This window comes from Nonomuraea thailandensis, from assembly GCF_024172165.1.
Lineage (GTDB): Bacteria > Actinomycetota > Actinomycetes > Streptosporangiales > Streptosporangiaceae > Nonomuraea > Nonomuraea thailandensis.
The window spans coordinates 10,995,479-11,022,136 of sequence record NZ_JAMZEB010000002.1; the positions used below are offsets into that span (position 1 = coordinate 10,995,479).

A 26,658-nucleotide genomic window follows, 5' to 3' on the forward strand; every position below is an offset into this window, starting at 1 on the left:
TGGTGAGCACGGGCGGTCACTCCTGCGCGTGTTCGTGCTCGACTGCCAGGCCCTGTCCTTGGCCGTGAAGGGTGACAGGAAGCTGATCGCCATGCTCGACCTCGCGGCGCGGGGAGAGGCGGACGTGGTGACGTCTCCGATGACGGTGGTCGAGGCGCATGACGGACGGATCACCGAGCAGCGCTGGGACTGGGTGCTCTCCCGGCTCGACGTCGTCGGCATCGGCAAGGACGAGGCTCGTGAGGCCCGGCGGCTTCTCTCGGATGCCGGACTGCATGGCCACAAGTACGCGATCGACGCGGTGCTCGCCGTAATCGCCCGGCAGCAGAAGGGGCAGGTGACCGTTTTGACCTCCGACGTGGACGACCTGGAAAAGCTGGTTCCGGAATCGGTCGTCGTCAGGAAGGTGTGATGTCTGGAACGACCAGGTCGCGCAAGCCGCGCTCGCCCCGCGCCGGGTCACGTGACGTGGCAGGCGCTGTTAGCGTGCTGCGGTGGATCTCTTCTCACGGTCGTGGGCGGCGTTGCGCACGGCGGTCGCCGGGCTCGCCGACGAGGACTTCGAGCGGCCCTCCGGCTGCGCCGGCTGGCTCGTCCGGGACCTCGCCTGCCACCTGGTCATCGACGCCCAGGACGTCCTGATCACCCTGGCCACTCCCCGGGACGGGGCGCCGACCAGGAACGCGGTCACGTACTGGGACCTCGTCGAGCCGCCGACCGGCGACGACCCGCTCGACGCGCTGACCGTCCGCCTCGCCGCCGCCTACCAGGAGCCGCGGCTGCTCAAGTTCCACCTCGACGACGTGGGCTCGGCGGCCGGGCGCGCCGCCGCGCTCGCCGATCCGGCCGCCCGGGTCGGGACCAAGGACCAGGTCCTCACGGTGGGCGACTACCTGTCCGCGTACGTCATGGAGTGGACGCTGCACCACCTCGACCTGATCGCCCACCTGCCGCACGTCGCCGGTCCGCCCGCCGAGGGGCTGTCCCGCGCCCGCGCGATGCTGGAGGAGCTCGCCGGGGCCGCGTTCCCGGCGTCGTTCTCCGACGCGGACGCGCTGCTGGTCGGCACGGGACGGCGGCCGGCGACGGACGCGGAGCGGGCGCAGCTCGGTGAGCTGACCGGCAAGCTGCCCTTCGTCCTGGGCTGATCTTCTGGTCAGCCCGCGACGGCGCGGTGGGCGACCACCTTGTCGATGCGCAAGCGTACGAGGCACTCGCCTGGGACGGCGTTGCGGGCGCCGAACTCCTGGGCGCGCCCGTCGCCCATGTAACGCCGGCCGATCTCGACGGCCCACACCAGCATCTCCTCCAGGTCGAGCGTGATGGTGGCGCGGCCCTTGATCAGCACGTACGAGTACGGCGGCGCCTGGTCGTCCACGCACAGCACGGCCCTCGGGTCGCGGCGCAGCGCCTTGGCCTTGAGGCCGGTCTCGGAGGTGTTGAACACCACCTCGTCGTCGTCCAGCAGAAACCAGATCGGCGTGATGTGCGGCGCGCCGTCGGACAGCGTCACCCCGAGCTTGCCCGTGCGGGTGCCCGCCGAGGCGAACGCCCGCCACTCGTCGTCACTCATGCGTTCCATGAGGCTACGCTACGCCACGACGTAAAAGGGTTCGAGAACTGTCGGTGCCCGGTGATACAAAGCAGGTCCACCTATGCCGAGGGGCTTGAGCATGTCGATCACCAGTGGCTCGGAGTTCTCCGTCGCTGGGCCGCGCTACAACCGCCGCGGCCCGGTGCGCTGGTTGTGGTCGCATCTGCGCCGCCACCCGCTGCACCTGCTCGGCTTCCTCGGCGGGTCGCTGGTCATGGTGGTGCTCAACGCCATGGTGCCGCTGCTCACCGGCGACGCGTTCGACGCCGTGCTCGGCGTGCGGGGCGAGCCGATGGACGCGCTCGGGCTGATCGCGTGGGCGTTGCTGGCGATCGTGGTGGCGCGCGGGCTGTTCGACCTGTGGGCGCGGTTGTCGAGCGAGGTGCTGGCCAAGCGGCTGGAGCGCGACGCGCGCGACGAGCTGTACGTGAGCCTGCTCGGCAAGAGCCAGACCTTCCACAACCGGCAGCGGGTCGGCGACCTGATGGCCCGGGCGGCCAACGACATCCGCCAGCTCTCGATCATGATCACGCCGGGGGCCGACCTCATCGTGGACTCGGGGCTGACCGGGCTGGTGCCGCTGTTCTTCATCGCCGCCATCGATCCGCGCCTGCTGCTGGCGCCGGGCGTGTTCGCGGTGGTGTTCATCGTGGCGCTCTGGCACTACATGCGGCAGCTCAACCCGGTCGCGACCCGCATGCGGGAGGAGTTCGGCGAGCTCAACGCGGGGCTCAACCAGGCCGTGCGGGGCATCGAGGTGATCAAGGTGACCGCGCAGGAGGCGCAGGAGCGGCTGCGGTTCCGGGCCAACGCGCGCCGGTATCGCGACTCGTTCGTCCGCAACGGGCTGGTGCAGGCGCGTTACCTGCCGACGCTGCTGTTCGCCTTCGCCATGGCGGCGGCGCTGTGGCACGGCCTCTACCTGCAGAGCCTCGGGGCGATCACGGTCGGCGAGCTGGTCGCGTTCATGGGGCTGATGGGCATGCTCGGGTTCCCGACGCAGATGTCGATCTTCACGTTCTCGCTGATCCAGATCGGCATCGTCTCCTCGCGCCGCATCCTCGGCATCATCACCTCCGACAGCGAGATCGAGCAGCGGCCCGACGGGCACGTCGCGCCGATCAGCGGGGAGATCGTCTTCGAGGACGTCACGTTCGGCTACGAGGCCGACGGCGAGCCGGCGCTGCGCGGGGTGACGTTCACGGTGCAGCCGGGCGAGACCGTGGCGATCGTCGGCGAGACCGGGTCGGGCAAGAGCACGCTGACCAAGCTGGTGCCGCGCATCTACGACGTCACCTCCGGGCGCATCCTGGTCGACGGCGTGGACGTGCGCGAGTGGGACCTCGACTCGCTGCGCTCGCAGATCTCCACGATCGAGCAGGACATCGTGCTGTTCTCCCGCTCCGTGGCCGAGAACATCGCCTTCAGCAAGGGGCAGCGGGCCGACCGCGAGGCGGTGATCGAGGCGGCGCGCGACGCGCAGGCCGCGGAGTTCATCGACGAGCTGGACGACGGCTACGACACGGTGATCGGCGAGCGGGGCGTCACACTGTCGGGCGGGCAGCGGCAGCGGCTGGCCATCGCGCGGGCGCTGCTGACCGACCCGGCGATCCTCGTGCTGGACGACTCCACCAGCGCCATCGACTCCGCGACGGAGGACAGGATCCAGCAGGCCATCGGCCGCATCCTCGAAGGGCGCACCACCTTGCTCATCACCCACCGGCTCTCGCAGATCCGCTGGGCCGACAAGGTGCTGCTGCTGCGGCGCGGCCAGGTGGTCGACTTCGGCACCCACGACGAGCTGATCGGGCGCAGCCGCCTCTACCGGCGGGTCTTCGCCCACTACGACGAGGCCGACCTCCGCGACGAGGGGCCGGTGCTGGCCGGCGAGCAGGGAGGGGTGCGCTGATGGGCTTCATCATGGACGGCCTCGAGGCCGAGGACTACGACCGCACCTACAACGACCGCGACCTGCTGCGCCGGATCCTGTCGTACTTCCGGCCCAAGCTGGGCGCCATGGTCCTGGTGGCCTTCATGATCGTGCTGGGGTCCGCGAGTCAGGCGGCCATCCCCACGCTGGGCAGCATGGCCGTCGACGCCATCGCCGACGGCACGATCGGCCAGGTGGGGTGGCTGCTGGCCGCCGGCATCCTGGCCACCGGCGTGTTGTCGTGGTGCTTCAACTTCGTCCGGCAGAAGAACAGCGCGAAGGTCACCGGTGACGTCGTGCTGCGCCTGCGCGAGGACGCGTTCGACGCGGTGCTCAAGCGCGACCTGTCCTTCTACGACGAGACGCCCTCCGGAAAGATCGTCAGCCGGGTGACGTCCGACACCGACGACTTCGCCACCGTCTCCACGCTCACGATGGACCTGATCAGCCAGGTGCTGATGGTGGGCTTCGTGACGGTGCTGCTGTTCGTGCGCAGCGTGGAGCTCGCCCTGCTGACGCTGCTGGTGGTGCCGATCGTGGTGGGGCTGGCGCTGCTGTTCCGGCGGCTGGCCAGGGTCAGCACGCGGCGCGCCCAGCGGTCGCTGAGCCGGGTGAACGCCAACCTCCAGGAGACCATGGGCGGCATCGCCGTGGCCAAGAACTTCCGGCAGGAGCAGCAGGTCCACGACGAGTTCCGGCCGATCAACCGGCAGAGTTACGAGGTGACGCTGCGGCAGGGCTTCGTCTTCTCCGCCATCTTCCCGGTGCTCTTCCTCGTGGCCGGGCTCGCCACGGTGGCGCTGGTGCAGCTCGGCGGCGCGTCGGTCGTCGCGGGCGGGCTGACCGCCGGCGACTGGTACCTGTTCCTGCAGGGCGTGTCGCTCTTCTGGTTCCCGCTGACGTCCATCGCCGCGTTCTGGTCGCAGTTCCAGCAGGGGCTGTCGGCGTCCGAGCGGGTCTTCGCGCTGATCGACGCGCCGCCGCGGGTGGTGCAGACGGACGCGGTGCCGGCGGAGCGGCTGGCCGGGCGCATCGAGTTCGAGGGCGTGACGTTCGGCTACGACCCGGCGCACCCCGTGCTGCGTGACTTCGACCTGACCATCGAGGCGGGGGAGACCGTGGCGCTGGTGGGGCACACCGGCGCGGGCAAGTCCACGCTGAGCAAGCTGATCACCCGCTTCTACGAGTTCCAGGACGGCCGCCTGCTGATCGACGGGCGCGACATCCGCACCCTGGAGCTGGGCAGCTACCGCAGGCAGATCGGGGCGGTGCCGCAGGCGCCGTTCCTGTTCAGCGGCACGGTCGCGGAGAACATCCGCTACCCGCGGCCCGACGCGACCGACGAGGAGGTGCTGGCCGCCGCGTCGGCGGTGGGCGGCGGCGACTGGATCGAGGCGCTGCCGAACGGCCTGGAGACCGACGTCGGCGAGCACGGCCGGGCCCTGTCGATGGGGCAGCGGCAGCTCGTCGCGCTGGCGCGGCTGCTCGTCCAGGACCCGGCGATCGTGGTGCTCGACGAGGCCACGGCCAGCGTCGACCCGCTGACCGAGGCGCAGATCCAGGAGGGGCTGGACGTGGTGCTGGCCGGGCGGACGTCGATCGTCATCGCGCACCGGCTGTCCACGATCGAGCACGTCGACCGCATCATCGTGCTCGACCACGGGCAGATCGTGGAGGAGGGCGACCACGCCACGCTGCTGGCCAGGGGCGGGCGCTACTGCCAGGTCTACAACACCTACTTCCGGCACCAGTCGCCCAACTACCGGGCGGGCTCCGGCTTCGTTCCCGTCGGCTCGGCCTGAGCGGGCGGGCCGTGGCCGGGTGACCGGCGACGGCCTGCGCAACAACGGTCTTGGCGAGGGTCCTGCGGTGGCGGGCGCAGCGGTGTCGGCGAGGGTCCCGCGGTGGCCGGTGCAGCGGTGTCGGCGAGGGGGCCTGCGGTGGTCAGGGGGGTGACGGGATGAGCGCGGCGATGGCGTCGAGGATGCGGTCGAGGCCGTGCCGGAAACGTTCCTCGGGGGTGAGGTGGGCGATGCGGGAGTCGAGAACCGACCGGCTGAACAGCGGGAAGTCGCCGGACTCGACGACCTGGCGCACGTACGGGCCCATGTAGTCGCGCTTCCAGCGCTCGGGGTCCAGGCCGGTGCGGCGGGCCTCCTCCAGCCAGCCGAGCTCCCGGCGGACCGCGCTGTGCGTGTAGTCGCTGAGCATGCCGGCCAGGGCGGTGATGTCGTCGATGCCGAGCCCCGTGCCGTCGAGAGCCCCGAGCGCGAACTCGTGCACGCGCAGCAGGTGCGGGCCGAGGGTGGGCCTGCCGGTGAGCAGCGCGATCAGCCAGGGGTGGCGTAGCCCGGTGGCGCGGACCCGCCCGGACAGCAGTGCCAGGTCGGAGCGCCAGTCACCGGAGGGGCCGTCGGGCAGCTCGATCTCGCTCATCGCCAGGTCGATCATGAGGTCGAACAGGTCGTCGCGCCGCGGCACGTAGCGGTAGAGCGACATGGCGCCGGTGCCCAGCTCGCCCGCGATCCGCCTCATGGTCGCGGCCTCCACGCCCTCGGCGTCGGCGATCCTGACCGCCGTCCTGGTGATCTGCTCGCGGCTGTAGCCGGGGCGGCGTCCCGGCCCCGAGCGCTCCTGCCGCTCCGGCAGCATCCAGATGCTGGTCGGCTCCTCGTCCACACTCATTTGCGTACATGGTACCTGAATGGTTAGGGTCCATTTCTCGTACGTGGTACGCGAAATGAGGGTGATGATGATGAGATTGGCCGGAAAGACGGCGCTGGTGACGGGTGCGAGCAGGGGCATCGGCCGTTCGATCGCCGTCCGGCTGGCCCGCGAGGGCGCCCGCGTCGCCGTGCACTACGGCGGCAACCACACGGCCGCCGAGGACACCGTCGCCGCCATCGAGGCCGCCGGCGGGCGGGCCTTCGCCGTCCAGGCCGAGCTGGGCGCGCCGGGTGACGCCGAAGCGCTGTGGTCAGGCTTCGACGCGCACGCCGACGGGCTGGACATCCTGGTCAACAACGCGGGCGTCCTCGGTGGCCAGACGGAGATCGACGGCGTCACCCGGGAGGGCTTCGAGCGCCTGTTCGCCGTCAACACCACCGCGCCGTTCTTCATCACCAGGCTCGCCCTCCCGCGGCTGCGCGACGGCGGGCGGATCGTCACCGTGGGCACCATGCTGACCAGGGGAGCAGCCATGCCCAGGGCGATCGACTACGCCATGTCCAAGGCAGCACTCGACGTCCTGACCATCGCGCTGGCCAAGCAGCTCGGGCCCCGCGGCATCACGGTCAACCTCGTGGCCCCCGGCGTCATCGACACCGACATGCACGAGGGGCGCCTGGTGGGCGAGGCCCTGGCCTGGCTGTCGTCGCAGACGCCCCTCGGCCGGCTGGGCGCGCCCGAAGACGTGGCGGACACCGTCGCCTTCCTGGCCTCCGACGACAGCCGCTACATCACCGGGCACCGGCTCGACGTCTCAGGCGGGACGACCATGTGAGTCAGTTGACCGTCACCGAGTACGCCGTGGTGTCCAGGCGCCCCTGGCCGATGAACACCTCGGTGCCGGCCTGGACGCTCGTCAGGTACTTCGAGCTCGCCAGCCAGCCCCTGCTCACCAGGTGGTTGAGGAAGTCACGCAGGTTCAGGTCGAGGCTGCTCGTGTTGCCGGTCCGGACGAACGAGTAGACCTCCCAGCCGATGTTGCCCCGGTAGAGGTCCCAGGTCGTGCCGCCCAGCGTGACGGTGGCCTGCCTGGTGCCCACCGGGCCCGCGCCGCCGGTCCGGTACGTCCAGATCATCACCTCGTCGGTGGGGTTGTTCTCCCAGGTGGGGTTGGAGATCGTGTGCAGCCAGAGGTCGTAGGCCACGTTCATGGTGCCGGTGGTGGAGACGTTGTAGTTCCACGTCGTGTTCACGTTGCGGTTGGCCGAGACCTGGGTCGGCAGGCCCGTGCCGGACAGCTTCCAGCCCCGGTGCCAGCCGAGGACCGAGCCGGCGAACGACTTGACCTGGTTGCTCTGCCCCGACCAGTTCCAGCTCGTGCCCCACGAGATGGTGCTGCCGCTGGTGGAGCCCGCCCAGACGCACTGCGTGCCGGTGCCGGAGTCCTGGCCCCACAGGTTGTTGTTGATCCAGTACTTGCCCATCGTCACGGAGTCGAAGGCGTTGCAGAGCTGCCCCTGGGGCGGGGTGGCCGTGGGGGTGGGCTCGCCGGGGGTGGTGCCGCCGGTGCAGGTCACGCCGTTCAGGGTGAACGTGGCGGGGGCCGGGTTGGCGGAGTTGTTCCAGGTGGCGTTGAAGCCGAGGTCGGTGGTGGCGTTGGTGCCGAGCGAGGCGTTCCAGCCGGCGTCGGCGGCCGTCACCTGGCCGCCGTTCTGGGTGAACGTGGCCCGCCAGCCGGACGTGATCCGCTGGGCGGCGGTGAACGACCAGCCGAGGGTCCAGCCGGTGAGCGGGTCGCCGAGGTTCCTGATGACGACGTTCGCGGAGAAGCCGCCCGCCCACTGGCTGGGGACGGTGTAGGTGACCTGGCAGCCCGCGGCCGCGCGGGCGGTGGTGGCGCGGGGTGAGACTTTCAGCCCTGGCCGCCTGACCTCTGAAATGTCGGTGATCATCCCTACGCTTCGTGTCCATGAACGAATCGACCGCCTTACCGGGCACCGTGCATGTCATGCACTTCGACCTCCGCGTCAGTTACGCGCAGGCGTACCTGATCGACTGCACCGACGACGCCGAGGGCCCCGAGGACCTCCTCGACGACCACCCGACCCACCCGGTGGGCATCATCCGGGTCGCGGACGGGAACGCGTTCCTCATCACCGGCCTGCACACCGGGACGGTGGACTTCAACGTCGCGGTGGCCGACCACGACCCCGGGGCGGACACCGAGGGCTTCGAGGACGTCGTGGAGATCAGCATCGAGTCCGAGTCCGGCGAGTTCATGTTGCACGAGTGGGGTGGCGAGGGCCACGAGCTGCCCGCCCTCCCGGCCGGGCCCGGGTGGTACCGGCTGAGGTACCACGCACGGGGCATGGACGACGCCGTCGACGGCGTCGATCTGTCGAACGGTCCCGTCGATCACTACCTGCTGCAGATCTGGCCGGCGGAGGAGTCGCTGCCCCAGGTGGTCAAGCACGGCAGCTCGTGCGCGGCGAACTGGCGGCAGCCTTCCTGAGGCGCGGCGGTGGCGTGGCCAGGGCGACGGTGCGACCCCTCCGCGGCGGACGTCACAGGTCGTCGCGGAGGGCGCGGAGGGTTTCGGCCTGTTCGGCGGTGACGCCTCTGGCGCGCTGGGCGGCGGCCTCCTCCGGGGTCAGGCCGGCGCCCGCCCAGGAGGCCGTCTCCTCGAACGGGATGCCGGCCTGCCACCAGGCCCGGGCGACCGCCATCGGGGTGAGGCCGCGCTGGATGTAGCGGCTCGCCTCGGCGGGTCTGAGGCCGAGCTCCTGCCACATGCGGGCGGTGGGGGCGGGCACGTTGTGCCGGGCCCAGGCGACGGCCTGGTCGTCCACCCAGTCCTCGCCGCAGTAGCTGTAGATGACGAGGGCGTCGGTGTTGGCGAGGCGGGCGATGAACCGCTGGGCGCGGTCGCGCGGGTCGCCGCCGCCCGCGAACGACATGAGGCTGGTGAAGGCGTCCCCGGGGGCTGTGGGGTCGTGCGGGCTGCGGGGTTTGCGGCCTCGTTCGAGGTCGTAGGCCTGGTCCGGGGCGTGGCCCTGGTGCTTGAGGGCGATGGCGTCGTCGAGGTCGAACTCGTACTCGTGCCACAGGAGCGCCTCGGCGGCGGTGAGACCCGCGGCGCGGCAGGTCGCGACCATGCCGGGGGTGACGTGGGCGGTGGTCCACTGGACGGCCTCGGCCGGGTCGGTGACTCCGGCCCGCCGCCAGGCGGTGGCCTGGACGGCGGTCAGCCGCCAGGCCCACCAGCGGTGTCCCTCCGCGGGCGGGATGCCGGCCGCCTCGTAAGGGGCGGGGTCGAATTCCGGCGTGCTGGACGTCATGGTGCTCCTTCTACGTGTACGGTCCGCGCCCACTCGGGCGACCGGCCGGCCGGGTCGAGCAGGGCGACGACGACCCGGGTCCCGGGTGGGCGGTGCGGCCATGGGGTGCGGCCGTCGGTGATCGCGATGATCAGGTCCGGGCGCGGGCGGGTGGACAGGGCGGCGGCGAAGCCGGCCCGCAGGTCGGTGCCTCCGCCGCCGTCCAGGCGCAGGTCCGAGACCCGGGTGAGGGTCTGCGGGCGGTACGCGCGGGCGTCGCAGGTGATGACCGTGAGCAGGCGGCGTCCGACGCCCATGGCGCGCAGGACGCCGGTGACCTCGGCCAGGGCCTGGGCCAGCATGGTCTCGGTGATCGAGCCCGAGGTGTCGATCAGCACGGTCACCGAGGGCAGCGGGCGGCGCAGGCTCGGCAGGACGATGCCGGGCAGCGCGGCGGCCCTGCGTGACGGCCTGAGGTAGGTGTGGTCGACGCGGCCGGCCGCCTGGGTGAGGCCGTGGCGCACCATGGCGGACAGGTGGCGGCACCAGCTCACGGTGGGTTCGAGCACCTGGTCGGCCCAGCGGCGCCAGCCCGCCGGGACGTCGTCCTGGGCGTTCAGGCGTTCGCGGATCCTGCGGGCGGTGTCGAGCGCGGTCAGGCGGGCGGTGGTGGAGGAGAGGGCGGGGGGCAGGTCGTCGCGCTCCCAGGGGCGGGGCAGGCCGTCGCACCCGCTGCCGCAGTCCCCTGGGGTGGTGGTCGGTGGCAGGTCGTGCCCGTGCCGGCGGGAGGAATCGCGCAGGGCGTGCCAGTACTGCTCGGCGGTCCAGCCGTCGGGGAGGCCGAGGTGTGCGGGGGTGGTCGCCTCCGGTGTGAGGTCCGAGGTGAGGTCGTCGTTGATCTCGGCGTCGGTGGCCAGGTTCCAGGTCTGCCGCTCCTCGGGCAGCGGCTCCACGACGCCGCCCGGACAGCGGCGGGCGTGTCCCCGCAGGAGATGCGTGACCTGGTGGACGAGCCAGAAGGCCACCTCCTGCACGCTCTGCCGGGCCAGCTCCTCGACCCCGGCGTACACGTGCCAGCCCGGGTCCGCGGGGAAGCGCCGCAGCTCGCCGGAGGCTCCGGTGACCAGGACGCGGTCGAGGGCGAGCAGGGCGGTCGCGAGGTAGGGGGCCTGGTGGGCGGCGCGGACGCGGGCCGCCGACCACTTCTCCCACAGCTCGGGGCTAGTCACCGAGCAGCCCGGCCGAGCGCAGGATCGGGGCCAGCTCCAGCAGCGCTGCCGGGATCGTGGCGCCCGGCGGGCGGCGGGCCGCCAGGGTGCGGGCCGCGAGGGTGGCCACGTCCGGCGCGGTACGGGCGGCCCTGGCGATCACCCTCCAGGCGGCGTCCCAGCGCTCCACGTCGCCGGCGGTCACCGCGACGGCCACCACCGAGGTGAGCACGGCGAAGGCCCGATCGCCGCGCCGGGGCAGCTCGAACGCGTCCGGGTCCGCCAGCACCGCCATCGGGTCCGGGCAGGTCCAGGTGCTCCAGCCAGGACAGGAACTCCAGGGCCGCCCCCTCGCCGACGGCTCCCGCCACGAGCGCGGCCAGCACCTCGGCCGGGGCGCCGGCGGCCTTGCACGCGGCCATCAGCTTCGCCGTCGCCTCCCACGACCGAGGGCTGGGCCACCCCTGGCCGCCGACCGGCGGGACCTGCAGCGCCAGTGCGGGTCTGACCTCCAGGAACGCCGCCACGGTCGCGCGCGCCTGCATCGTCTGCTCGGGGGACGGCGGCCGGGCGAACCCGGCCAGCGGCGGCGTGGGAAAGCCCACGGCCAGGCCCCGGGCGATCTGCCTGCCGTCCACCGGCCAGTTGAGGTGCACGAGCCGGTTGGCCAGCGGCGGCGCCAGGTCCCAGCCGTCGGCGGCCTCCTCGGGCGGGTTGGCGGCGGCGACCACCTGCACCTTGTCCGGCAGCCGCACGTCGCCGACCACCCGCTCCAGCACCACCCGCAACATCGCGGCCTGCACCGCCGGGGGAGCCGTGGTGAGCTCGTCGAGGAGGAGCAGGCCGTGCCCGGCCGTGGCCAGGCGGTGGGCCCAGGCCGGCGGGGTCAGCCGCACCGCGCCGTCGCAGACCACCGGCAGGCCCGCGAAGTCGCTCGGCTCCCTGATCGAGCCGATGACCACCTCGATGGGCCAGTTCAGGGACTCGGCGAGGGCCACGACGGCCGAGGTCTTGCCGGTGCCCGGGCTGCCCCACAACAGCGTCGGCACGCCCGCCGACACCGCGATCGACAGGGCCTCCAGCACGGTCCGGCTGTCGTCCACGCTCACTTCCCCGCCACCTGCGACCCGGCCCCGCCCGCCGCGCCCGCGCTCTCGGCCACCTGCGACCCGGCACCGCTCTGGAGCTGCGTGACGAGGCCGGGGACCCCGAGTTGCCGCGCCGGCAGCGCCAATTCGTGCCCCGGCAGCTCCCGCCGTACGGTCATGGCGTTGTCCACCAGCGGCGTGGCCGACAGCCGCACCTGCCCCACCCCCTGCCGGAACGCCTCCGCATCCCACGGCAGCGACACCACGGCCCCCTCGGCGACCCGCGCGACGTCCTCGGCGGAAGGCTGCGAGGCGATGCCGAGCCGGGTCGTGAGCCGGTCGCCGACCAGCAGGCCCGCCAGGAGGCTCCGCCCGGCCGCGAGGGTGCGGCGGGGGCGGGGATCGCCGCCGTGCACCCAGGCGGTGACGATCTCGGCGACCAGCCGGGCGGCCGCGTGGCCGGGCCGGTCGGAGAGGCCGAAGTCGCCCAGGTCGAGCTGGTTGGCGGAGATCACCAGCGCCACCCGGTCCTCGGTCCAGCCGCGGGTGAAGTGCGTCCACCCCCAGGGGTACTCGCCGCCGTGCCCGATGTACGGGTGCTCGCCGCCGAAGACGTTGAACACCAGCCCGACGGACAGCCCGGGGTGCGGCCCCGCGAGGGTGCCACCGGACGCCTGAGCCGTGATCATCTGCGTCGCCAGGTCCTGGGAAAGGATCGGGGAACCACCATTGAGCATCGCCAGCACGAACCGGGCATGGTCGGCGGGCGTGCTCAGCGCCGATCCCGCCGGATAGTCGCCCGGGTACAGGGCGGGCAGCGGCAGCCACATCCCGGGCAGCGTCGCGTACCCGGTGGAGCGGCGGGCCAGCAGCTCGGCCGGCACGAAGTCGGGATGCTGGGCCCGCGGGAACACGGTCGAGCCCATCCCCAGCGGCGCGAACACGTGCCGTGCCATCCACTCGGAGAACGTCACCCCGTCGGGGTTGAGCAGCTCGACGAGGTGCCCGACGACGGCCATCCCCACGTTGCTGTACTGGTACGCGGCTCCCACGGGCCCCGCCCAGAACGGGACCATCGTGCCCCCGTACGCGTCGGACCGCCCCGCCTCCAGCACCCGCCGCAGATGCTCCCCCAGCGGCGGGGGCGGCACCCGGTCGAAGTTGCCCATGCCGGTGCCGAGCCCGCTGCGGTGGGTGAGCAGGTCCCGCAGCGTGATCGGCCGCTGCCCGTGCGGGTTGACGACGGGCACGTACGGCTCGATCGAGTCGTCCAGCCCGATCACCCCGCGCTCCACGAGTTGCAGCGCGGCGACCCCGGTGTACGGCTTGCAGTCCGAGCCCGTGGGGCCGACCGTGCCCACCGTCATCGGCCGGCCGGTGGCCAGGTCCGCGACCCCGTACGCGCGGGCCAGCGCCACCTCCGTGCCGGCCCCGACCGCGATCGACAACCCGGGCGTCCCGCAGTGCTCCATGATCTCGGGCACGAACGTGTCGAGCGCCTCTGCCAGCGTGCTGATGTCCATGTGTCAACGCTCGCATTGACATCCATGAAGTGTCAAGGCGGGCGTTGACAGTCATAATGGTACGGTGCCAGAGCTACCCGACCTCGCCGACCTGCTGTCGATCGTCGAAGAGCGCAGCGCGGACGACACCGACGCCCTGACCCGCCTGACCGTGGCCGAAGGCGTGCTGTCCGACCTGCAGAAGGTCGGCGATCGCCTGCTCGGCTACCTGGTCGAGCTGGCCCGGGCCGAGGGCTCCTCGTGGGCGGACGTCGGCGACCATCTCGGCATCAGCCGCCAGGCGGCCCAGCAGCGTTACGGCCGGCGCTGGTCCAGCCTCACCATCGCCGACCTGGCCAGGTCGGGAGCGTTCGAGCGGTACACGGGCCGGGCCAAGGAGACGCTCGAACGGGGCGAGGAGCACGCCCGCCGCCTCGGCCGGCCCTCCATCGAGGCCGGTCACGTGCTGCTCGGCATCCTCGACGACCCGAACACGCTGGCCGTCCGCGCCGTCGCCGCCCAGGACGCCGACCCGGCCGCCCTGCGCGAGGCCCTGGAACGGCGGCTGCCGACCGGCCCCGGCTCACCGGCGGCGCTGTCGGTGGGCGCCGACGCCCGGCGGGCACTCACGGCCGCGCTGACCGAGTCGGCGGAGCTGCGGCACAACTACATCGGCACCGAGCACATGCTGCTCGGCCTCCTGCACGACAAGTCAGGCCCGGCCGGGAAGCTCCTGTGGGAGCACGGGATCGCCCTGGAGCCGACGCGGGCGGCCGTCCGGGCCGCGCTGGAGGCGTTCCTGCGCTCCAGGGAGGCCTGATCAGGCGCCGATGCCGGTCAGCCCGACGAGCAGCGGCAGGAGCACGATGATCAGGAGCGCGCCGAGCACGTCGAAGCTCGCCCCCGACCGGATCATGGTCGTGATCGGCACCACCCCCGACCCGTACGCGATCGCGTTCTGCGGCGTGGACACCGGCAGCATGAACCCGAACGACGCCGCGAACGTCGCCGCCAGCGCGGGCACGAACGGGTTCACCCCGGCCGCCACCGCGATCGGGATGACGATCGGCACCACCACGGCCGCCGACGCCGTGTTGCTGGTCGTCTCCGAGACCAGCACGGCCAGCACCACGGCGAACGCGGTGATGGCGAACACGCTGCCCAGCCCCAGCGCCGAGCCCGCCGACGAGCCGATGGTCTCGGCCAGCCCCGTGCCCTCCAGCAGCGAGCCGAAGATGATGCCGGTGCCGAACAGCACGATCGTGCCCCAGTCGATCTTGGAGGCGTCGCTCCAGGTGAGCGTGAACTCGCGCCTGCCCCAGTCGGTCGGCAGCAGGAACAGCAGCGCCGCCCCGAGCACGGCCACGACGCCCTCGTTCAGCCGGCCGCTGATCGTGGTGTAGAGGGCGGAGTCGGTCCCGGTGAACACCGCGACCAGGCCGGGGAAGATCCACAGGAACACGGTGGCGCCGAAGGCGACGAGGGTGTTCTTCTCCGCGCGCGACAGCGGGCCGAGGGTGGCGCGCTCGCGGTGCACGTACTCCTCCACGCCCTCGATCCTGCGGATCTCCGGCCGGTTGAGCAGGAGCAGCACGACCGCGAGCGCGGCGAACATGAGCGCGCAGATCGGCAGCGCCGTGAGCATCCACTCGGTGAACGAGATGCGCCTGCCGGTGGCCTCCTCGATGAGGCCGCGGCCGATCAGGTTCGGCGGGCTGCCGACGGGCGTGATCAGGCCGCCGACGCTGGCCCCGTACGCGAGCATCAGGACCAGCGCCGCGCCGACCCGCAGGCGCAGCGGGTTGAAGTCGGGCGCGACCAGCCCGCGGTCCTGCAGCAGCTTGGCGATGACGGCGAGCATGCCGAGCGCGGTGGGCAGCAGCATGGCGACGGTGGCGGTGTTCGAGACGAACGCCGACAGCAGGCACGTGATCAGGCCGAACGCCACGACCAGCCGGAACGTCGAGCGGCCCACCCCCGGCAGCGACAACATGCGGAAGGCGAAGCGGCGCGCCACGCCGTGCTTGAGCATCGCCTGCGCCAGGATGAACGCGCCGATGAAGGTGAACAGCGTGGGGGAGCCGAGCGGGGTGAGCGCGTCGGCGGCGGAGGCCACGCCGAGCAGCACGATCACGCCGACGCCGATGAGCCCGCCGACGGGGATGGGCACCGGCTCGGTCACCCACAACACGATGACCCCGAGCAGTACGGCCGCCAGCGTGTGCTGCTCGGCGTCCATCCGCAGCGGCAGCAGCAGGAAGGCCACCGTGACGAGCGGCGCGAGCCACAGGCCGGTGGTGCGCCTGGCCTTCTCGAAGCGTTCCTCGGCCGGCGTCAGCCGCTGCTCGCCGAGGCTCCGGTAGGTGGCGTGGCCCAGCAGGGCCTGGTCGACGTCCGTTCTCGGAGGGCCGGGGTTCATCGTCTGCTCCTCACGTTGCCGCCGTCTTGGACGTTTCCCCGGAGCGCCGGTTGAATCGGGAGCATGACGACGCATGACATCGCGGTGATCCCCGGAGACGGCATCGGGCTCGAAGTGACCCCCGCGGCCCTGGAGGTGGCGCAGGCGGCGGGCCGGCGGCACGGCTTCGCGTTCCGGCTCACCGAGTACGACTGGTCGTGCGAGCGCTACCTGCGGGAGGGCGCCATGATGCCGCCCGACGGCCTCGACCGGCTGCGCGGCCACGACGCCGTCTTCCTCGGCGCGGTCGGCGCGCCCGGGGTGCCCGACCACGTCTCGCTGTGGGGCCTGCTCATCCCGATCCGGCGGGCTTTCCGCCAGTACGTGAACCTGCGCCCGGTCCGGCGTTTCGAGGGCGTCGAGAGCCCCGTGCGCGGTGACATCGACCTCGTGGTGGTGCGGGAGAACACCGAAGGGGAGTACAGCGAGATCGGCGGCCGGATGAACCGCGGCTTCCCGGAGGAGATGGCGGTGCAGGAGGCGGTGTTCACCCGGGCGGGGGTGACCCGCGTGCTCGACTACGCCTTCGAGCTGGCCGGCCGCCGCCGGGGATACCTGACCTCCGCCACCAAGTCCAACGGGATCGTGCACACGCTGCCGTTCTGGGACGAGCTGGTCAGGGAGCGCGCGGCCGGGCATCCCGGCGTGCGCTGGGACCAGGAGCACATCGACGCGCTCTGCGCGAAGCTGGTGCTGGAGCCGTCGCGGTTCGACGTGCTCGTGGGCTCGAACCTGTTCGGCGACATCCTCAGCGACCTGGCGGCGGCGGTCGCGGGCAGCATCGGCATCGCGCCGTCGGCCAACCTCAACCCCGAGCGGGAGTTCCCGTCCATGTTCGAGCCCGTGCACGGGTCGGCGCCGGACATCGCGGGCCAGGGCGTGGCCGATCCGATCGGGGCCATCTGGTCGGCCGCCCTGATGGTGGAGCACCTGGGGCACGCCGGAGCGGCCGACGAGATCGTGGCCGCCATCGCGGACGTCCTGGCCAAGGGGGACGTGCGCACACGGGACCTGGGCGGGACGGCCGGCACCGAGGAGTTCACCCGCGCGGTGCTGCGATCCCTCGACGGCGCGGCCTGACGGTAGAGGCAGCCCTACCACGATCGTCCCGTATACGGGATCGCCACCGCACCCTGACCGTCCGTAGTTTTGACCGCATGATCGCCACGAGTCTCCGCCGGTGGACCGGCGCCCCCGCCCTCGCCCTCGCCGTCCTGTGCGGCGCCGCCACGCAGGCCACCGCCGCCGCCGGCCCCGCACTCGACGCGACCCTGGACGAGCTCGTCACCGAGGAAGGCTTCCCCGCCGCCCTCGCCGCCGTGCAGTCACGCGACGGCAGGACGCGCCACTACACCGCGGGGCTGAAGGAGCGGCCGCCGGCCAACGGGTACGTGCGCATCGGCAGCAACACCAAGACCTTCACCGCCGTGACCGTGCTGCAGCTCGTCGGCGAGGGCAAGGTCAAGCTGGACGCCCGAGTCGAGACGTACCTGCCGGGCCTGCTGCGCGGCAGCCGCGCCACCGTGCGCCAGGTCCTGCAGCACACCAGCGGCCTGCCCGAGTACACCGACACCCTCTTCGCCAAGGGCGCCCTGCCCATCCTGCACAGGCACTACGAGCCGCGGCAGCTCCTCGGCCTGGCGCTGCGCAAGAAGCCGCAGTTCGCGCCCGGCGCCAAGTGGGCCTACAGCAACACCAACTACATCGTCGCGGGCCTGCTCATCGAGAAGGTCACCGGTCACCGGGCAGGCGAGGAGATCACCAGGCGCACCGTCGACAAGCTCGGCCTGACCCGCACCTACTTCCCGGCCGACGGCGACCGGCGGATCCGCCGGCCGCACCCCACCGGGTACCACCGGGACGACCCCGCGCAGCCGATGACCGACGTCACCGAGTTCGACCCGTCCCAGGCCTGGACCGCCGGACAGATGATCTCCACTCCCGGCGACCTGAACCGCTTCTTCACCGCGCTCCTCGACGGCAGGCTGCTCAAGCCCGCCCAGCTCAAGGAGATGCGCACCACCGTCCCCGCGCCGCAGGTCGGCCGCGACGGCCGGTACGGCCTGGGCCTGAGCAGCGTGAAGCTGTCGTGCGGCGTCACGGCGTGGGGACACGGCGGCGCCATCCCCGGCTACTACACCTCCAACGCCGCCACCGAGGACGGCCGCGCCGCCGCCGTCGCCGTCACCCACCTGCCCGCCTCCGCTCCCGCCCAGCAGAAGGTCGAGGCCGCTCTGGACACCGCCATCTGCGCTCAGCGCTGAGGCGCCCGGTGCACCACGCGGTCGTCGCCGCGCCCCGGCCAGGCCATGACGAGCAGCCGCTGGCCCACCTTCCGCTCCCAGTCGGGCGGGTCGTAGTGGACGCGGATGCGGTAGTGCCCCTTCCTGCCCCGCAGGGAGAGGTCGGGCAGCTCGACGCCGGCCAGGTTGTCGGTGAGCTCGATGACGCCCGTCGGGCTCTCGTACCCGACCTCGACGACGTGCTGCCAGCCCTTCGTCTCGACCGGGGGACGGCGGTCGTAGGTCTCGGTGGTGACGCAGACGCCGTAGGTGGTGTCGACCTCGATGAGCAGGTGACCGGGTGCGGTGGCCACCAGATCGACGTCCCGCCCGTACAGGCCGGACTCCGGCACGTCCGCGTCCTCGTACGCCTCCAGCCCGATCTCCGGCCAGACCGGCTCCTTCCTCCGGGTGGCCCGCACGGGCTCGACCAGCGGCCGGTGGCGCGGCGCCCGGTCGCACATCGCCTGTTCCTCCGCCTCCCACGCCAGCATCTCGGCCTCCTCCTCGGCCGCCGCCTGCTCCACGTCCGCTTCGGCCTTCGGGCAGATGCTCGCCAGGAGCCCGGCGTGTTCGAGCGGGTCGATCCCGTACGCCTGCCGGAACCGGGCCCTGTCACGCGGGTCGCCGCTCGTGTAGACGCCGCACATGCGGCGCCCGTACGCGATCACCCGCCGGTCCGGCATGTCCGCGCCGAACAGCGGGGCGGTGCTGTACCGCACCCCGCACACGAACGCGCGCTCGCCGGTCATCCCGGTGGAGGACCCGCGGCTCAGCTCGGACTCGCACTCGCCGTAGGTGCTGGTCCGGTCCGGCTCCTGGTCCGACGCCGGCACCAGGGCGAGCAGCGCGCCGGTGGCCAGGCTCGCGGCGGCCACCCGGTACGGGCCGCGCCTGGCCGGCCGGGTGGCGTACGCGAGCGTGAGGAGCAGGGCGGAGGCCGTGAAGGCGGCGCTGTACCAGAGCGGGGAGATGCCGGGCTCGCTCGCGAGCAGCTCGTCGAACGTTGTCGGGCCGCGGCCGTGGCGGGAGCCGACGAGGCTCGGGCCACTGCCGTAGAGGGAGACGTCACCGGCGACCGCGTCCCTGTGGCCGGTGCCAGGAAAGATCGCGTCCCAGAGGGCGGCTTCGAAGGCCTGGGCCGCCCGCGTTCCCTCGTTCCAGGTCGTCATCCCGCTCACCACGCCGGCCGCCGCCGCGAGCAGCAGCGCCGCGCTCGTGCCGAGCACGAGCCGCCGGGTGCGCAGCAGCACGGCCGCCAGCACCAGCCCCGACGCGCCGCCGATGCCGATGAGGAGGTCGAGCGGGAGCCAGAGCTGCCGCAGGAACCAGCCGTTCCCGGAGAACCAGGACACGATCGCCCCGCGCGGCCCGATCCAGGCGAACACCCCGTTCACGCCGTTGACCACGGCCGGCACCAGCGGCACCACCACCGCCGCCCCCTGCGCCGGCCACCACCGCAGCGCACACCTGGGCGGGCTGACGGAAGGTGCCCCGGGCTCGCCGGCGACCTCGCGCGCGGACCGGCCGAGCCACACCATCATGATCACGTCCAGGACCAGGCCGAGCCCCTCGAACCACACGTAGGACCGGCTGAAGGGGGAGAACTCCGGCCCGAGCACCGGCCCCGCGGCGAACACCGCTCCCGCCCACAACGTGCCCCGCCGCCAGCGGCCGTCCTTCGCCTGCGCCACCAGCGTCAGCACCAGCCAGAGCAGCCACGGCACCCCGCTCGCGGGCAGGACGTCGTCAAGAGCCCGGCCATCGGCCCCGGCCACCTCGAGCGCCGCGACGGCGAGCCTGCGCACCGGCATCAGCAGCCCGGCGACGAGCGCCACCACCCGTAACGGCAGGGACACCGGGCGCATCACCCGGAAGAACAGCACCGTCGCGGCGACCTGCGCGAGATCCTGGGCCGCGTCGGACTCAAGGGACAAGCGGTCGACGAACTCGAACGCCAGCCAGGCGTACAGCGCGATCCGCAACAACCGCTCGTCCCGGCCCGGCCGCCGCCCGGCGTCGTGCCGCTTCGGCAGGATCTGCCACAGACCCCAGACGCGTACCAGCCCGACCAGGACCACCATGGCGAGGAGGTCCGGGGCCACGTCGTCCGGCTCACCGGGGAACCGCGCGTAGACGAACGCCATGGAGAGCCGGGCATCGCCGGTCGTCAGGGCGACGACGCCGGACGCGGCGACCAGGATCGCCAGGGCGGCGACGACGACCAGGCCGGAACGGTGGCGGAGCACGGGTGGTTCCTCGGGGGGCGAAGGAACAGAGCGCCCAACCCTAACGATGCGGCCGCTCTGAAGTCGATCAGGTCACGGCACCCGCTGCGGCGCCAGGGCGACCACACCCGTCAGCCAGTCGGCGAGGTGGTCGCGCTCGACGAGCAGGAGCGGCCGGCGGGCGTTCAGCGCCTCCTCGCGGGCCTGGCGGGTGAGGTGGCCGGAGGTGACGAGGACGCCGGTGTGCCCGTCGAAGGTGTTGGCCAGCGCCCCCAGGAAGTTACGCACCTCGGGGGCGCCGACGGTGCGGCTGTAGCGCTTGCACTGCACCGCGTACGGCACGCCCCCGGGCGCGACGGCGGTGATGTCGACGCCGCCGTCGCCTTTGCCGCCCCGCTCGCGCACCCGGCGGAACCCTTCGGCGATCATGCGTTCGGCGATGAGGTGCTCGAATTGCGACCCGGACATGAGATCGACCTTCGCCAATTCCGTGTTGGCGGCGAGGAATTGCCGCCGGCGGGCTTGGATGGTCCGATATCGCAGGAAAAGAGCACCCCCGAAGAGCGCTGCCAGAAGCACGAGAACGCTCAAGGCCACCCCCGGATTCTCCACTGCGAATCTGGCCGCGAGGGCGACCGCGATGGCGGCGCTCACCAGGACGATCAGAAACAACTGCGCCTTTCCGCTCGACTTGGTGCGTTTCCTGCGGCGCCCGGATCGCCTGGCCATCATTTCCTCCTCAAGGGTGGTGCTGATGGTGATTATGAACGGCGGCACCGACAGAATCGGGCCTCGCGGGAGATCGGAGCCGGCCGGCCGAACTTTCGGTGACCTCCGGATGGCCATGCGGCAAACCCTCTTCTTCTCCGGAAAACGGGGCTGTTAGCGTCCGGGCATGTCAGCACCGGATCTCACCGCCGCTCTGGAGCGCATCCCCGGCTGGTTCTGGCCGGCCGACCAGCGCCTGTTCGAGTGGTTCCTGTCGGACGAGGGCGCCTCCGGCGACGTCCTCGAACTGGGAACGTACCTGGGCAAGAGCGCCGTCCTGATCGGCGACCACGTACGCAGGGGAGAGACGTTCACCGTCTGCGACCTGTTCGAGTCCGACGCCCCCGACGCCGACAACGACGCCGAGACCACCCGGTCGTACTCCTCGCTCACCCGCCGCCGGTTCGAGCAGAACTACCTGGGCGTGCACGACACCCTGCCCGAGGTCGTACACGGGCCGACGTCGGTCATCCTCGACCACGTCGAGGCGGGCACCTGCCGGTTCGTGCACGTGGACGCCTCCCACCTGTACACGCACGTCAAAGACGACGTGGTGGCGGCGCGGACCGTGCTCAAGGAGGGCGGGGTCGTCGCGTTCGACGACTACCGCAGCGAGCACACCCCGGGCGTCGCGCTGGCCGTCTGGGAGGCCGTCGCCGGTCTCGGGCTGGAGCCGATCTGCGTCAGCAGCCAGAAGTTGTACGGCATGTGGGGCGATCCGGCGCCCGTGCGGGAGCGGCTGCTCGAATGGCTCGCCACGCGCCCCGACCTGTGGCACACCACGGACGTGCTGGGCGAGCGTCACCTCGTCCGCGTCAACCAGCGCAAGAAGCCGAAGCCGGCACAGCCCCAGAGCGAGCTCGACCGGCTCACCGCCGAGCTGCGGCGCACGACGGCCGAGCTGAAGAAGGTCACGACGGAGTCGCAGCACGCCGTCCAGGCGCTCAAGAAGGCCACCAAGGAGGTCAGCGTGCTGGGCCCCGTGGCGCACCGCGCCGCCGGCTGGCTGCGCCGCCGCGCCACACCCGCCAAGTGACAGGCTCACGCGCCACACCCGACAAGTAACAGGCGCACGCACCACAACCGCCAAGTGACAGGCTCACCCGCCGATCCCAGTGGCAGGCTCACCCGCCACCCCTACCCGAGCGGCCGGCTCAGATGAACGCGCTGACCTGATCGGCGAACTCCTCCGGGCTCACGATCCGGACCCCCAGGGTCTCGGCCTTGGCCCGCTTCGAGCCCGCCTTCTCGCCGGCCACCAGCAGCGACGTCTTGGCGGAGACGCTGGAGGAGGACTTGCCGCCGGCCCGCTCGATCAGCTCGTTCACCTCGTTACGCGTCAGCGCCGCCAGCGGCCCCGTCATCGTGCCGGTCACGACCACCGACATCGAGGCGAGCGGCAGGTCCGCGGACGGGGCCTTCGGCTCGTCGCTCGGCGGGGTGGCGCCGGGCTCCGTCATGTTGACCCCGGCGCGCACCAGCTTGTCGATCAGCGGGGCGAGCCCGGCCAGCTCGACCACCACGACCGGCGCCTTCTCCGGCCCCATGCCGTCGACCCGCTGGATCGCCTCGGCGTCGGCCGCGCGGATGTTGTCCATCGTGGCGAAGTGGCGGGCGATGCGGCGGCTCATCGAGCGGCCCGTGCCGCGCACGCCGAGCGCCGCGAACACCCTGCTGAGCGGGCGCGTCTTGGCCTGCTCGATGGCGGCGAGGAGGTTGTCGGTGCTGGTCTCGCCCATCCGCTCCAGGGCCAGCAACTGCTCGCGGGTCAGGAAGAACAGGTCGGCGAAGTCGGCGATCAGGCCGGTCTCGAACATCTGCTTGATGCGGTTGGCCGCCAGGCCCTCGATGTCGAGCGTGTCGCGCTCGACCGCGTAGATGACGGAGGCGATCGCCTGGCAGTCGCGCCCCCGCACGCACCGCCAGCGCTCCTGCGACCGGTCGATCTCGTCGCCGCACATCGGGCAGACCTCGGGGATGGGGATGGGCTGCTCCTCGCCGGTGCGCAGGTGCACGACCGGCGCCTCGACCCGGGGGATGACGTCGCCCGCCTTGTAGACGGTCACGCTGTCGCCCAGCATCAGGCCGCGCCGGGTGATGTCGGCGACGTTGTGCAGGGTGGCGTAGGTGACGATGCTGCCGTCGAGCTCGACGGGCTCCAGCACGGCGCGGGGCGCGATGACGCCGGTGCGGCCGGTGTTCCACTCCACGGCCAGCAGCTTGGTGATCTTCTCCGTGGCGGGCAGCTTGTAGGCCACCGCCCAGCGCGGCGCCCGCGAGCTGAACCCCGCCTGCGCCTGGTCGGCGGCCAGATCACACTTGATCACGATGCCGTCGATGCCGAACGGCAGCTGGGCCCGCGCCGCCGCGATCTCCCCGACCCGGCCCTGCACCTGGTCGATCGTCTCGGCCACGATCCCGGCCACCGGCGTGGCGGCCGTGGTCTGCACGCCCTGCGCCGCCACCCACTCCATGATCTGGCTGTGCGGCCACTCGCGCAGGCCCACGGCCAGCTCGGACTCGTCGCCGGGCGCCGGGAGGGCGCCGTAGCCGAAGAACGTCAGCTCGCACACGTACGGCCGGTCCTGGGCGCGCAGCGTGCCCGCGGCGGCGCTGCGCGGATTGGCGAACGTGGTGCCGTCGTGCGCCGTGCGCTTGGCGCACGCCTCCTCGAACTGGGAGGTCGTCATCATGACCTCGCCGCGCAGCTCCACCGTCACGGCGTCGGCGAGCCGGTCGGGCAGGCCGACGACGGTGCCGATGGCGTGCGAGACGTCCTCGCCCGCGCTGCCGTCGCCGCGCGTGACGAGCTGGGCCAGGCGGCCGTGCCGGTAGCGGGCCGAGATCGCCAGGCCGTCGAGCTTGGGCTCCACGCTCCACACCGTGACCGGCCGCCCGAGCCTGCGCTCCAGCCCCGCCGCCCAGTCGGCGAGCTGCTCGGCGCCGAACACGTTGTCCAGACTCAGCATGGGCACCGTGTGCGGCACGTCGCCCACCACCGCCCCGCCGGCCACCTTCCCGGTCGGCGACGACGGCAGCACCGACTCGGGGTGCTCCTCCTCGTACGCCTGGATGCCGCGGACCAGCCGGTCGTAGGCGTCGTCGTCGAGCGTCGAGGTGCCGTCGGCGTAGTAGGCCGCGGCGGAGTCGACGGCGAGCTGCACGGCCTCGGCGTAGGCCGTGTCGTCGGGCAGCGCGGTGATGGGGGGCGTCTCGGTCATGGACCCATCATGGCGACCGGCACCGACAATTCCAGCCCACTCCGCCGCCGGGGTCAGGCCGCGCCGCCGCTGCTCAGGAGGGCGACGCCGAACGGGTTGTCGATCGTGTACCGCCAGTGGCCGTCCGCGCCGCGCCGGGCGACGTCGGTGGCCGTGCCCTCGATGCGCACCCGCTCGCCCGCGCGGCTCGTGCCCTCGATCGTCCAGTCCACGATCAGCAGCGCGAGGTCGCCGGTCGTGTAGACGTGCCGGGGACGTACCGCGATCGGCACCCCCAGCGCCATGAACGCGGCGTTGGCGGCGTGCGCCTCGGCGCCGGTCAGCGGGCCGCCCGGCTCGGGCACGAACACCGCCCCGCTCTCGTACACCTCGGCCACCGCCGCGGGATCACCGCTGTTGAATCGCTCGGCGAACACCGCGGGCACGTCCTCGGGCCGCCTGGCAAGCTCACGCATCATCCATCACTCCCGGTAGAACGGACACAGGATTCGAGACGCGGCAACGCTAGGAGACTGCTCAGTGACTCACCAAACGGTTGGTGACGCGATCCGTCGGCCGGGGCTGCCCGACGATCCCCGGGCGGCGGTCGCCGAGCCCACGCCGTCCTGCCCGGTGGAGGTCGCCCTCGCCGCGCTGCGCGGCCGGTGGACGACGCTGGTGGTGCGCGAGCTGCTGCGGGGGGAGCGCACGTTCACCGAGCTCGCGCGGGCGCTGCCCGCGCTGTCGGACAAGGTCCTGTCGGACCGGCTGGCGCAGCTCGCGCGCAGCGGCGTGCTCGTCCGCGACCGCCGGGCCGGCTGGCCGCCGCGCACCTCCTACCGGCTCACCCCGCAGGGCCACCGCCTCGGGCCGGTGCTGCAGGCGCTGTGGGACTGGGGCGCGGAAGGAAGGGCCACCCCCGGCAGCGGCTGACGGCGCCCGGCAGCGTCCAGCAGCGCCCCGCAGTGCTGACAGCGCCCCGGCAGAGGCTGACAGCGATCCGGCAGAGCCGCCTGGCACGGTCGGGGCCATGAACAACACGGACGTGCTCATCGCGGGCGCCGGCCCGACCGGCCTCACCCTCGCCGTGGACCTGGCCCGGCGCGGCGTCGCCTGCCGCGTCGTCGACCAGGCGCCCGAGCCCGCCGCAGGCTCCAAGGGCAAGGGGCTCCAGCCCCGCACGCTGGAGGTCTTCGACGACCTCGGCGTGATCGCGCCGATCCTGGCCGCCGCCACGCCGTACCCGCCGCTGCGGGTGAGGATCGGCAGGGTGCCCGTCTGGCGGGCACGCATGCACAGGCGAGCCACCGCCACGGACGCGGTGCCGTACCCGACGGTGGTCATGCACCCGCAGTGGCGCACCGAGGCGGTGCTGCGGGAGCGGCTGGGGGAGCTGGGCGGGAAGGTGGAGCAGGGCGTCGCGCTGACCGGGTTCGAGCAGGACGCGGGAGGGGTGACCGCCAGGCTCGGCACGGGGGAGAGCGTGCGGGCGCGTTACCTGGTGGCCGCGGACGGCGGCAGGAGCACCGTACGCAAGGCGCTCGGCATCGGCTTCACCGGCGAGACCCGCAAGGAGCAGCGCAGCGCGCTGGCCGACGTGCGGGCCGAGGGCCTCGACAGGGAGCACATCCACGTCTGGGTACGCCCCGGCAGCGGCATGGTGGCGTTGTACCCGATGGCGGGCACCGGCGCCTTCCAGCTGCTCGCCTCGCTGAGGCCGGGCGTCGAGCCGGAGCAGACGCTCGCCTGGTACCAGCGGATGTTCGCGCAGCGGTCGATGCGGCGCGACGTGCGGCTCACCGAGCTGCTGTGGTCCTCCCTCTACCGGGTCAACATCCGGCTCGCCGACCGCTATCGCTCCGGTCGTGTCTTCCTGGCGGGCGACGCCGCGCACGTGCATCCGCCGGAGGGCGGGCAGGGGCTCAACACCGGCGTGCAGGACGCCTACAACCTGGGCTGGAAGCTGGGCAGGGTGCTGGCGGGCGCGCCGGAGTCGCTGCTGGACACCTACGAGGAGGAGCGCAGGCCGATCGCCGCCGGCGTGCTCGGCCTCAGCTCGGACCTGCACGACAAGAAGTCGATCAGGCGCGACCCGGAGACCTACCAGCTCACGCTGAGCTACCGGGGCGGCTCGCTGGCCGCGAACGGCGGCGACCGGGTGCCCGACGGCCCGGTCGAGCCGGTGGGCGGGCGGCGGGCGCGCCTGTTCGACCTGCTGCGGGGGCCGCACTTCACGCTGCTGTCCCCGGACCCCGCGCCCCGCGTGCCCGGCGGCCCCGAGGTGCGCGCGTACGTGCCGGCGCGGCCGTACGGAGGGGCGCGGCACACCCTCATCCGGCCGGACGGCTACGTCGGCGTCGCCACCTCCTCGGCCGAGGAGCTGGCGGCCTACCTGGCGATGGTGTGATCCCGGTCC

At 72.5% G+C, this 26,658-nt stretch carries 24 protein-coding genes; 12 read left to right on the forward strand and 12 right to left on the reverse strand.

Translation table 11 applies throughout. The features are described 5' to 3' along the window. The first annotated feature begins 28 nt into the window (after positions 1 to 28). Together HD597_RS55070 and HD597_RS55075 are read left to right on the forward strand one after the other, a co-directional pair. Complete coding sequence (locus HD597_RS55070) at positions 29 to 412, forward strand: hypothetical protein (RefSeq protein WP_253756159.1); 384 nt, start codon at positions 29 to 31, stop codon at positions 410 to 412. Between the two features lie 82 nt (positions 413 to 494). Continuing rightward, positions 495 to 1,148 (forward strand): maleylpyruvate isomerase N-terminal domain-containing protein, encoded by a 654-nt coding sequence (locus tag HD597_RS55075; RefSeq protein WP_253756161.1) that lies wholly within the window; start codon positions 495 to 497, stop codon positions 1,146 to 1,148. Between the two features lie 8 nt (positions 1,149 to 1,156). Here the strand turns inward: HD597_RS55075 and HD597_RS55080 are convergent, their stop codons facing one another. Next, on the reverse strand, positions 1,157 to 1,582 hold the full coding sequence (locus tag HD597_RS55080) for a PPOX class F420-dependent oxidoreductase (protein WP_253756163.1): 426 nt from the start codon (positions 1,580 to 1,582) through the stop codon (positions 1,157 to 1,159). A gap of 91 nt (positions 1,583 to 1,673) precedes the next feature. Between HD597_RS55080 and HD597_RS55085 the strand changes: the two genes are divergently transcribed. Together HD597_RS55085 and HD597_RS55090 are read left to right on the forward strand one after the other, a co-directional pair. Then, complete coding sequence (locus HD597_RS55085) at positions 1,674 to 3,503, forward strand: ABC transporter ATP-binding protein (protein WP_253756165.1); 1,830 nt, start codon at positions 1,674 to 1,676, stop codon at positions 3,501 to 3,503. Beyond that, positions 3,503 to 5,326 carry an ABC transporter ATP-binding protein gene (locus HD597_RS55090; RefSeq protein ID WP_253756167.1) on the forward strand — a complete coding sequence of 608 codons (1,824 nt, stop codon included), beginning with the start codon at positions 3,503 to 3,505 and terminating at the stop codon, positions 5,324 to 5,326. The genes HD597_RS55085 and HD597_RS55090 overlap by 1 nt, the downstream gene beginning before the upstream one ends. 142 nt (positions 5,327 to 5,468) lie before the next feature. Here the strand turns inward: HD597_RS55090 and HD597_RS55095 are convergent, their stop codons facing one another. Then, complete coding sequence (locus HD597_RS55095) at positions 5,469 to 6,209, reverse strand: TetR/AcrR family transcriptional regulator (RefSeq protein ID WP_253756169.1); 741 nt, start codon at positions 6,207 to 6,209, stop codon at positions 5,469 to 5,471. 70 nt (positions 6,210 to 6,279) lie between these two features. Here HD597_RS55095 and HD597_RS55100 point away from each other — a divergent pair, with 70 nt between their 5' ends. Continuing rightward, complete coding sequence (locus tag HD597_RS55100; protein ID WP_253756171.1) at positions 6,280 to 7,026, forward strand: SDR family oxidoreductase; 747 nt, start codon at positions 6,280 to 6,282, stop codon at positions 7,024 to 7,026. Between the two features lies 1 nt (position 7,027). Here the strand turns inward: HD597_RS55100 and HD597_RS55105 are convergent, their stop codons facing one another. Next, on the reverse strand, positions 7,028 to 8,143 hold the full coding sequence (locus HD597_RS55105) for a GH12 family glycosyl hydrolase domain-containing protein (protein WP_253756173.1): 1,116 nt from the start codon (positions 8,141 to 8,143) through the stop codon (positions 7,028 to 7,030). Between the two features lie 17 nt (positions 8,144 to 8,160). On the opposite strand from HD597_RS55105, the gene HD597_RS55110 reads away from it, so the two are divergent. Beyond that, a complete protein-coding gene (locus HD597_RS55110) occupies positions 8,161 to 8,703 on the forward strand; it encodes a hypothetical protein (protein WP_253756175.1) in 543 nt (180 codons plus the stop codon). A 52-nt stretch (positions 8,704 to 8,755) separates the two neighbouring features. On the opposite strand, the gene HD597_RS55115 is transcribed toward HD597_RS55110, so the two are convergent. Genes HD597_RS55115 through HD597_RS55130 form a run of 4 tightly spaced genes read right to left on the reverse strand, consistent with a single transcriptional unit; the run spans position 8,756 to position 13,327 of the window. Continuing rightward, positions 8,756 to 9,529 carry a hypothetical protein gene (locus tag HD597_RS55115; RefSeq protein WP_253756176.1) on the reverse strand — a complete coding sequence of 258 codons (774 nt, stop codon included), beginning with the start codon at positions 9,527 to 9,529 and terminating at the stop codon, positions 8,756 to 8,758. Then, the gene (locus HD597_RS55120) at positions 9,526 to 10,737 is read right to left on the reverse strand and encodes a vWA domain-containing protein (RefSeq protein WP_253756178.1); all 1,212 of its coding nucleotides are present in this window, start codon (positions 10,735 to 10,737) and stop codon (positions 9,526 to 9,528) included. Before HD597_RS55120 ends, HD597_RS55115 begins: the two co-directional genes overlap by 4 nt. Next, on the reverse strand, positions 10,734 to 11,819 hold the full coding sequence (locus HD597_RS55125) for an AAA family ATPase (protein WP_253756180.1): 1,086 nt from the start codon (positions 11,817 to 11,819) through the stop codon (positions 10,734 to 10,736). The genes HD597_RS55120 and HD597_RS55125 overlap by 4 nt, the downstream gene beginning before the upstream one ends. A gap of 2 nt (positions 11,820 to 11,821) precedes the next feature. After that, positions 11,822 to 13,327, reverse strand: a complete 1,506-nt coding sequence (locus tag HD597_RS55130) for a serine hydrolase domain-containing protein (protein WP_253756182.1) — start codon at positions 13,325 to 13,327, stop codon at positions 11,822 to 11,824. A gap of 64 nt (positions 13,328 to 13,391) precedes the next feature. Here HD597_RS55130 and HD597_RS66320 point away from each other — a divergent pair, with 64 nt between their 5' ends. After that, positions 13,392 to 14,126 (forward strand): Clp protease N-terminal domain-containing protein, encoded by a 735-nt coding sequence (locus tag HD597_RS66320; protein ID WP_253756184.1) that lies wholly within the window; start codon positions 13,392 to 13,394, stop codon positions 14,124 to 14,126. Here the strand turns inward: HD597_RS66320 and HD597_RS55140 are convergent, their stop codons facing one another. Further along, positions 14,127 to 15,725 carry an SLC13 family permease gene (locus tag HD597_RS55140; RefSeq protein WP_253756186.1) on the reverse strand — a complete coding sequence of 533 codons (1,599 nt, stop codon included), beginning with the start codon at positions 15,723 to 15,725 and terminating at the stop codon, positions 14,127 to 14,129. Between the two features lie 63 nt (positions 15,726 to 15,788). On the opposite strand from HD597_RS55140, the gene HD597_RS55145 reads away from it, so the two are divergent. Together HD597_RS55145 and HD597_RS55150 are read left to right on the forward strand one after the other, a co-directional pair. Continuing rightward, a complete protein-coding gene (locus tag HD597_RS55145; RefSeq protein ID WP_253756188.1) occupies positions 15,789 to 16,844 on the forward strand; it encodes a tartrate dehydrogenase in 1,056 nt (351 codons plus the stop codon). Positions 16,845 to 16,921: 77 nt separating this feature from the next. After that, a complete protein-coding gene (locus HD597_RS55150) occupies positions 16,922 to 18,028 on the forward strand; it encodes a serine hydrolase domain-containing protein (protein ID WP_253756190.1) in 1,107 nt (368 codons plus the stop codon). Here HD597_RS55150 and HD597_RS55155 read toward each other — a convergent pair. Next, a complete protein-coding gene (locus HD597_RS55155; RefSeq protein WP_253756191.1) occupies positions 18,019 to 20,295 on the reverse strand; it encodes a hypothetical protein in 2,277 nt (758 codons plus the stop codon). The two genes, HD597_RS55150 and HD597_RS55155, sit on opposite strands and share 10 nt — an antisense overlap. 72 nt (positions 20,296 to 20,367) lie before the next feature. Continuing rightward, positions 20,368 to 21,120 carry a restriction endonuclease gene (locus tag HD597_RS55160; protein WP_253756193.1) on the reverse strand — a complete coding sequence of 251 codons (753 nt, stop codon included), beginning with the start codon at positions 21,118 to 21,120 and terminating at the stop codon, positions 20,368 to 20,370. A 49-nt stretch (positions 21,121 to 21,169) separates the two neighbouring features. Between HD597_RS55160 and HD597_RS55165 the strand changes: the two genes are divergently transcribed. Beyond that, complete coding sequence (locus tag HD597_RS55165) at positions 21,170 to 22,078, forward strand: class I SAM-dependent methyltransferase (RefSeq protein ID WP_253756195.1); 909 nt, start codon at positions 21,170 to 21,172, stop codon at positions 22,076 to 22,078. Between the two features lie 118 nt (positions 22,079 to 22,196). On the opposite strand, the gene ligA is transcribed toward HD597_RS55165, so the two are convergent. Beyond that, a complete protein-coding gene (ligA, locus tag HD597_RS55170; RefSeq protein WP_253756197.1) occupies positions 22,197 to 24,263 on the reverse strand; it encodes an NAD-dependent DNA ligase LigA in 2,067 nt (688 codons plus the stop codon). Positions 24,264 to 24,316: 53 nt separating this feature from the next. Further along, positions 24,317 to 24,721: a YybH family protein gene (locus HD597_RS55175; RefSeq protein ID WP_253756199.1), complete on the reverse strand. Its 405-nt coding sequence runs from the start codon at positions 24,719 to 24,721 to the stop codon at positions 24,317 to 24,319. A gap of 61 nt (positions 24,722 to 24,782) precedes the next feature. Between HD597_RS55175 and HD597_RS55180 the strand changes: the two genes are divergently transcribed. Both HD597_RS55180 and HD597_RS55185 read left to right on the forward strand, forming a co-directional pair. Next, entirely contained in the window at positions 24,783 to 25,175 is a 393-nt protein-coding gene (locus HD597_RS55180) for a winged helix-turn-helix transcriptional regulator (RefSeq protein WP_253756201.1), read from the forward strand. A gap of 97 nt (positions 25,176 to 25,272) precedes the next feature. Beyond that, positions 25,273 to 26,649, forward strand: coding sequence for an FAD-dependent monooxygenase (locus HD597_RS55185; protein WP_253756203.1), 1,377 nt, complete (start codon positions 25,273 to 25,275; stop codon positions 26,647 to 26,649). Positions 26,650 to 26,658: the final 9 nt, after the last annotated feature.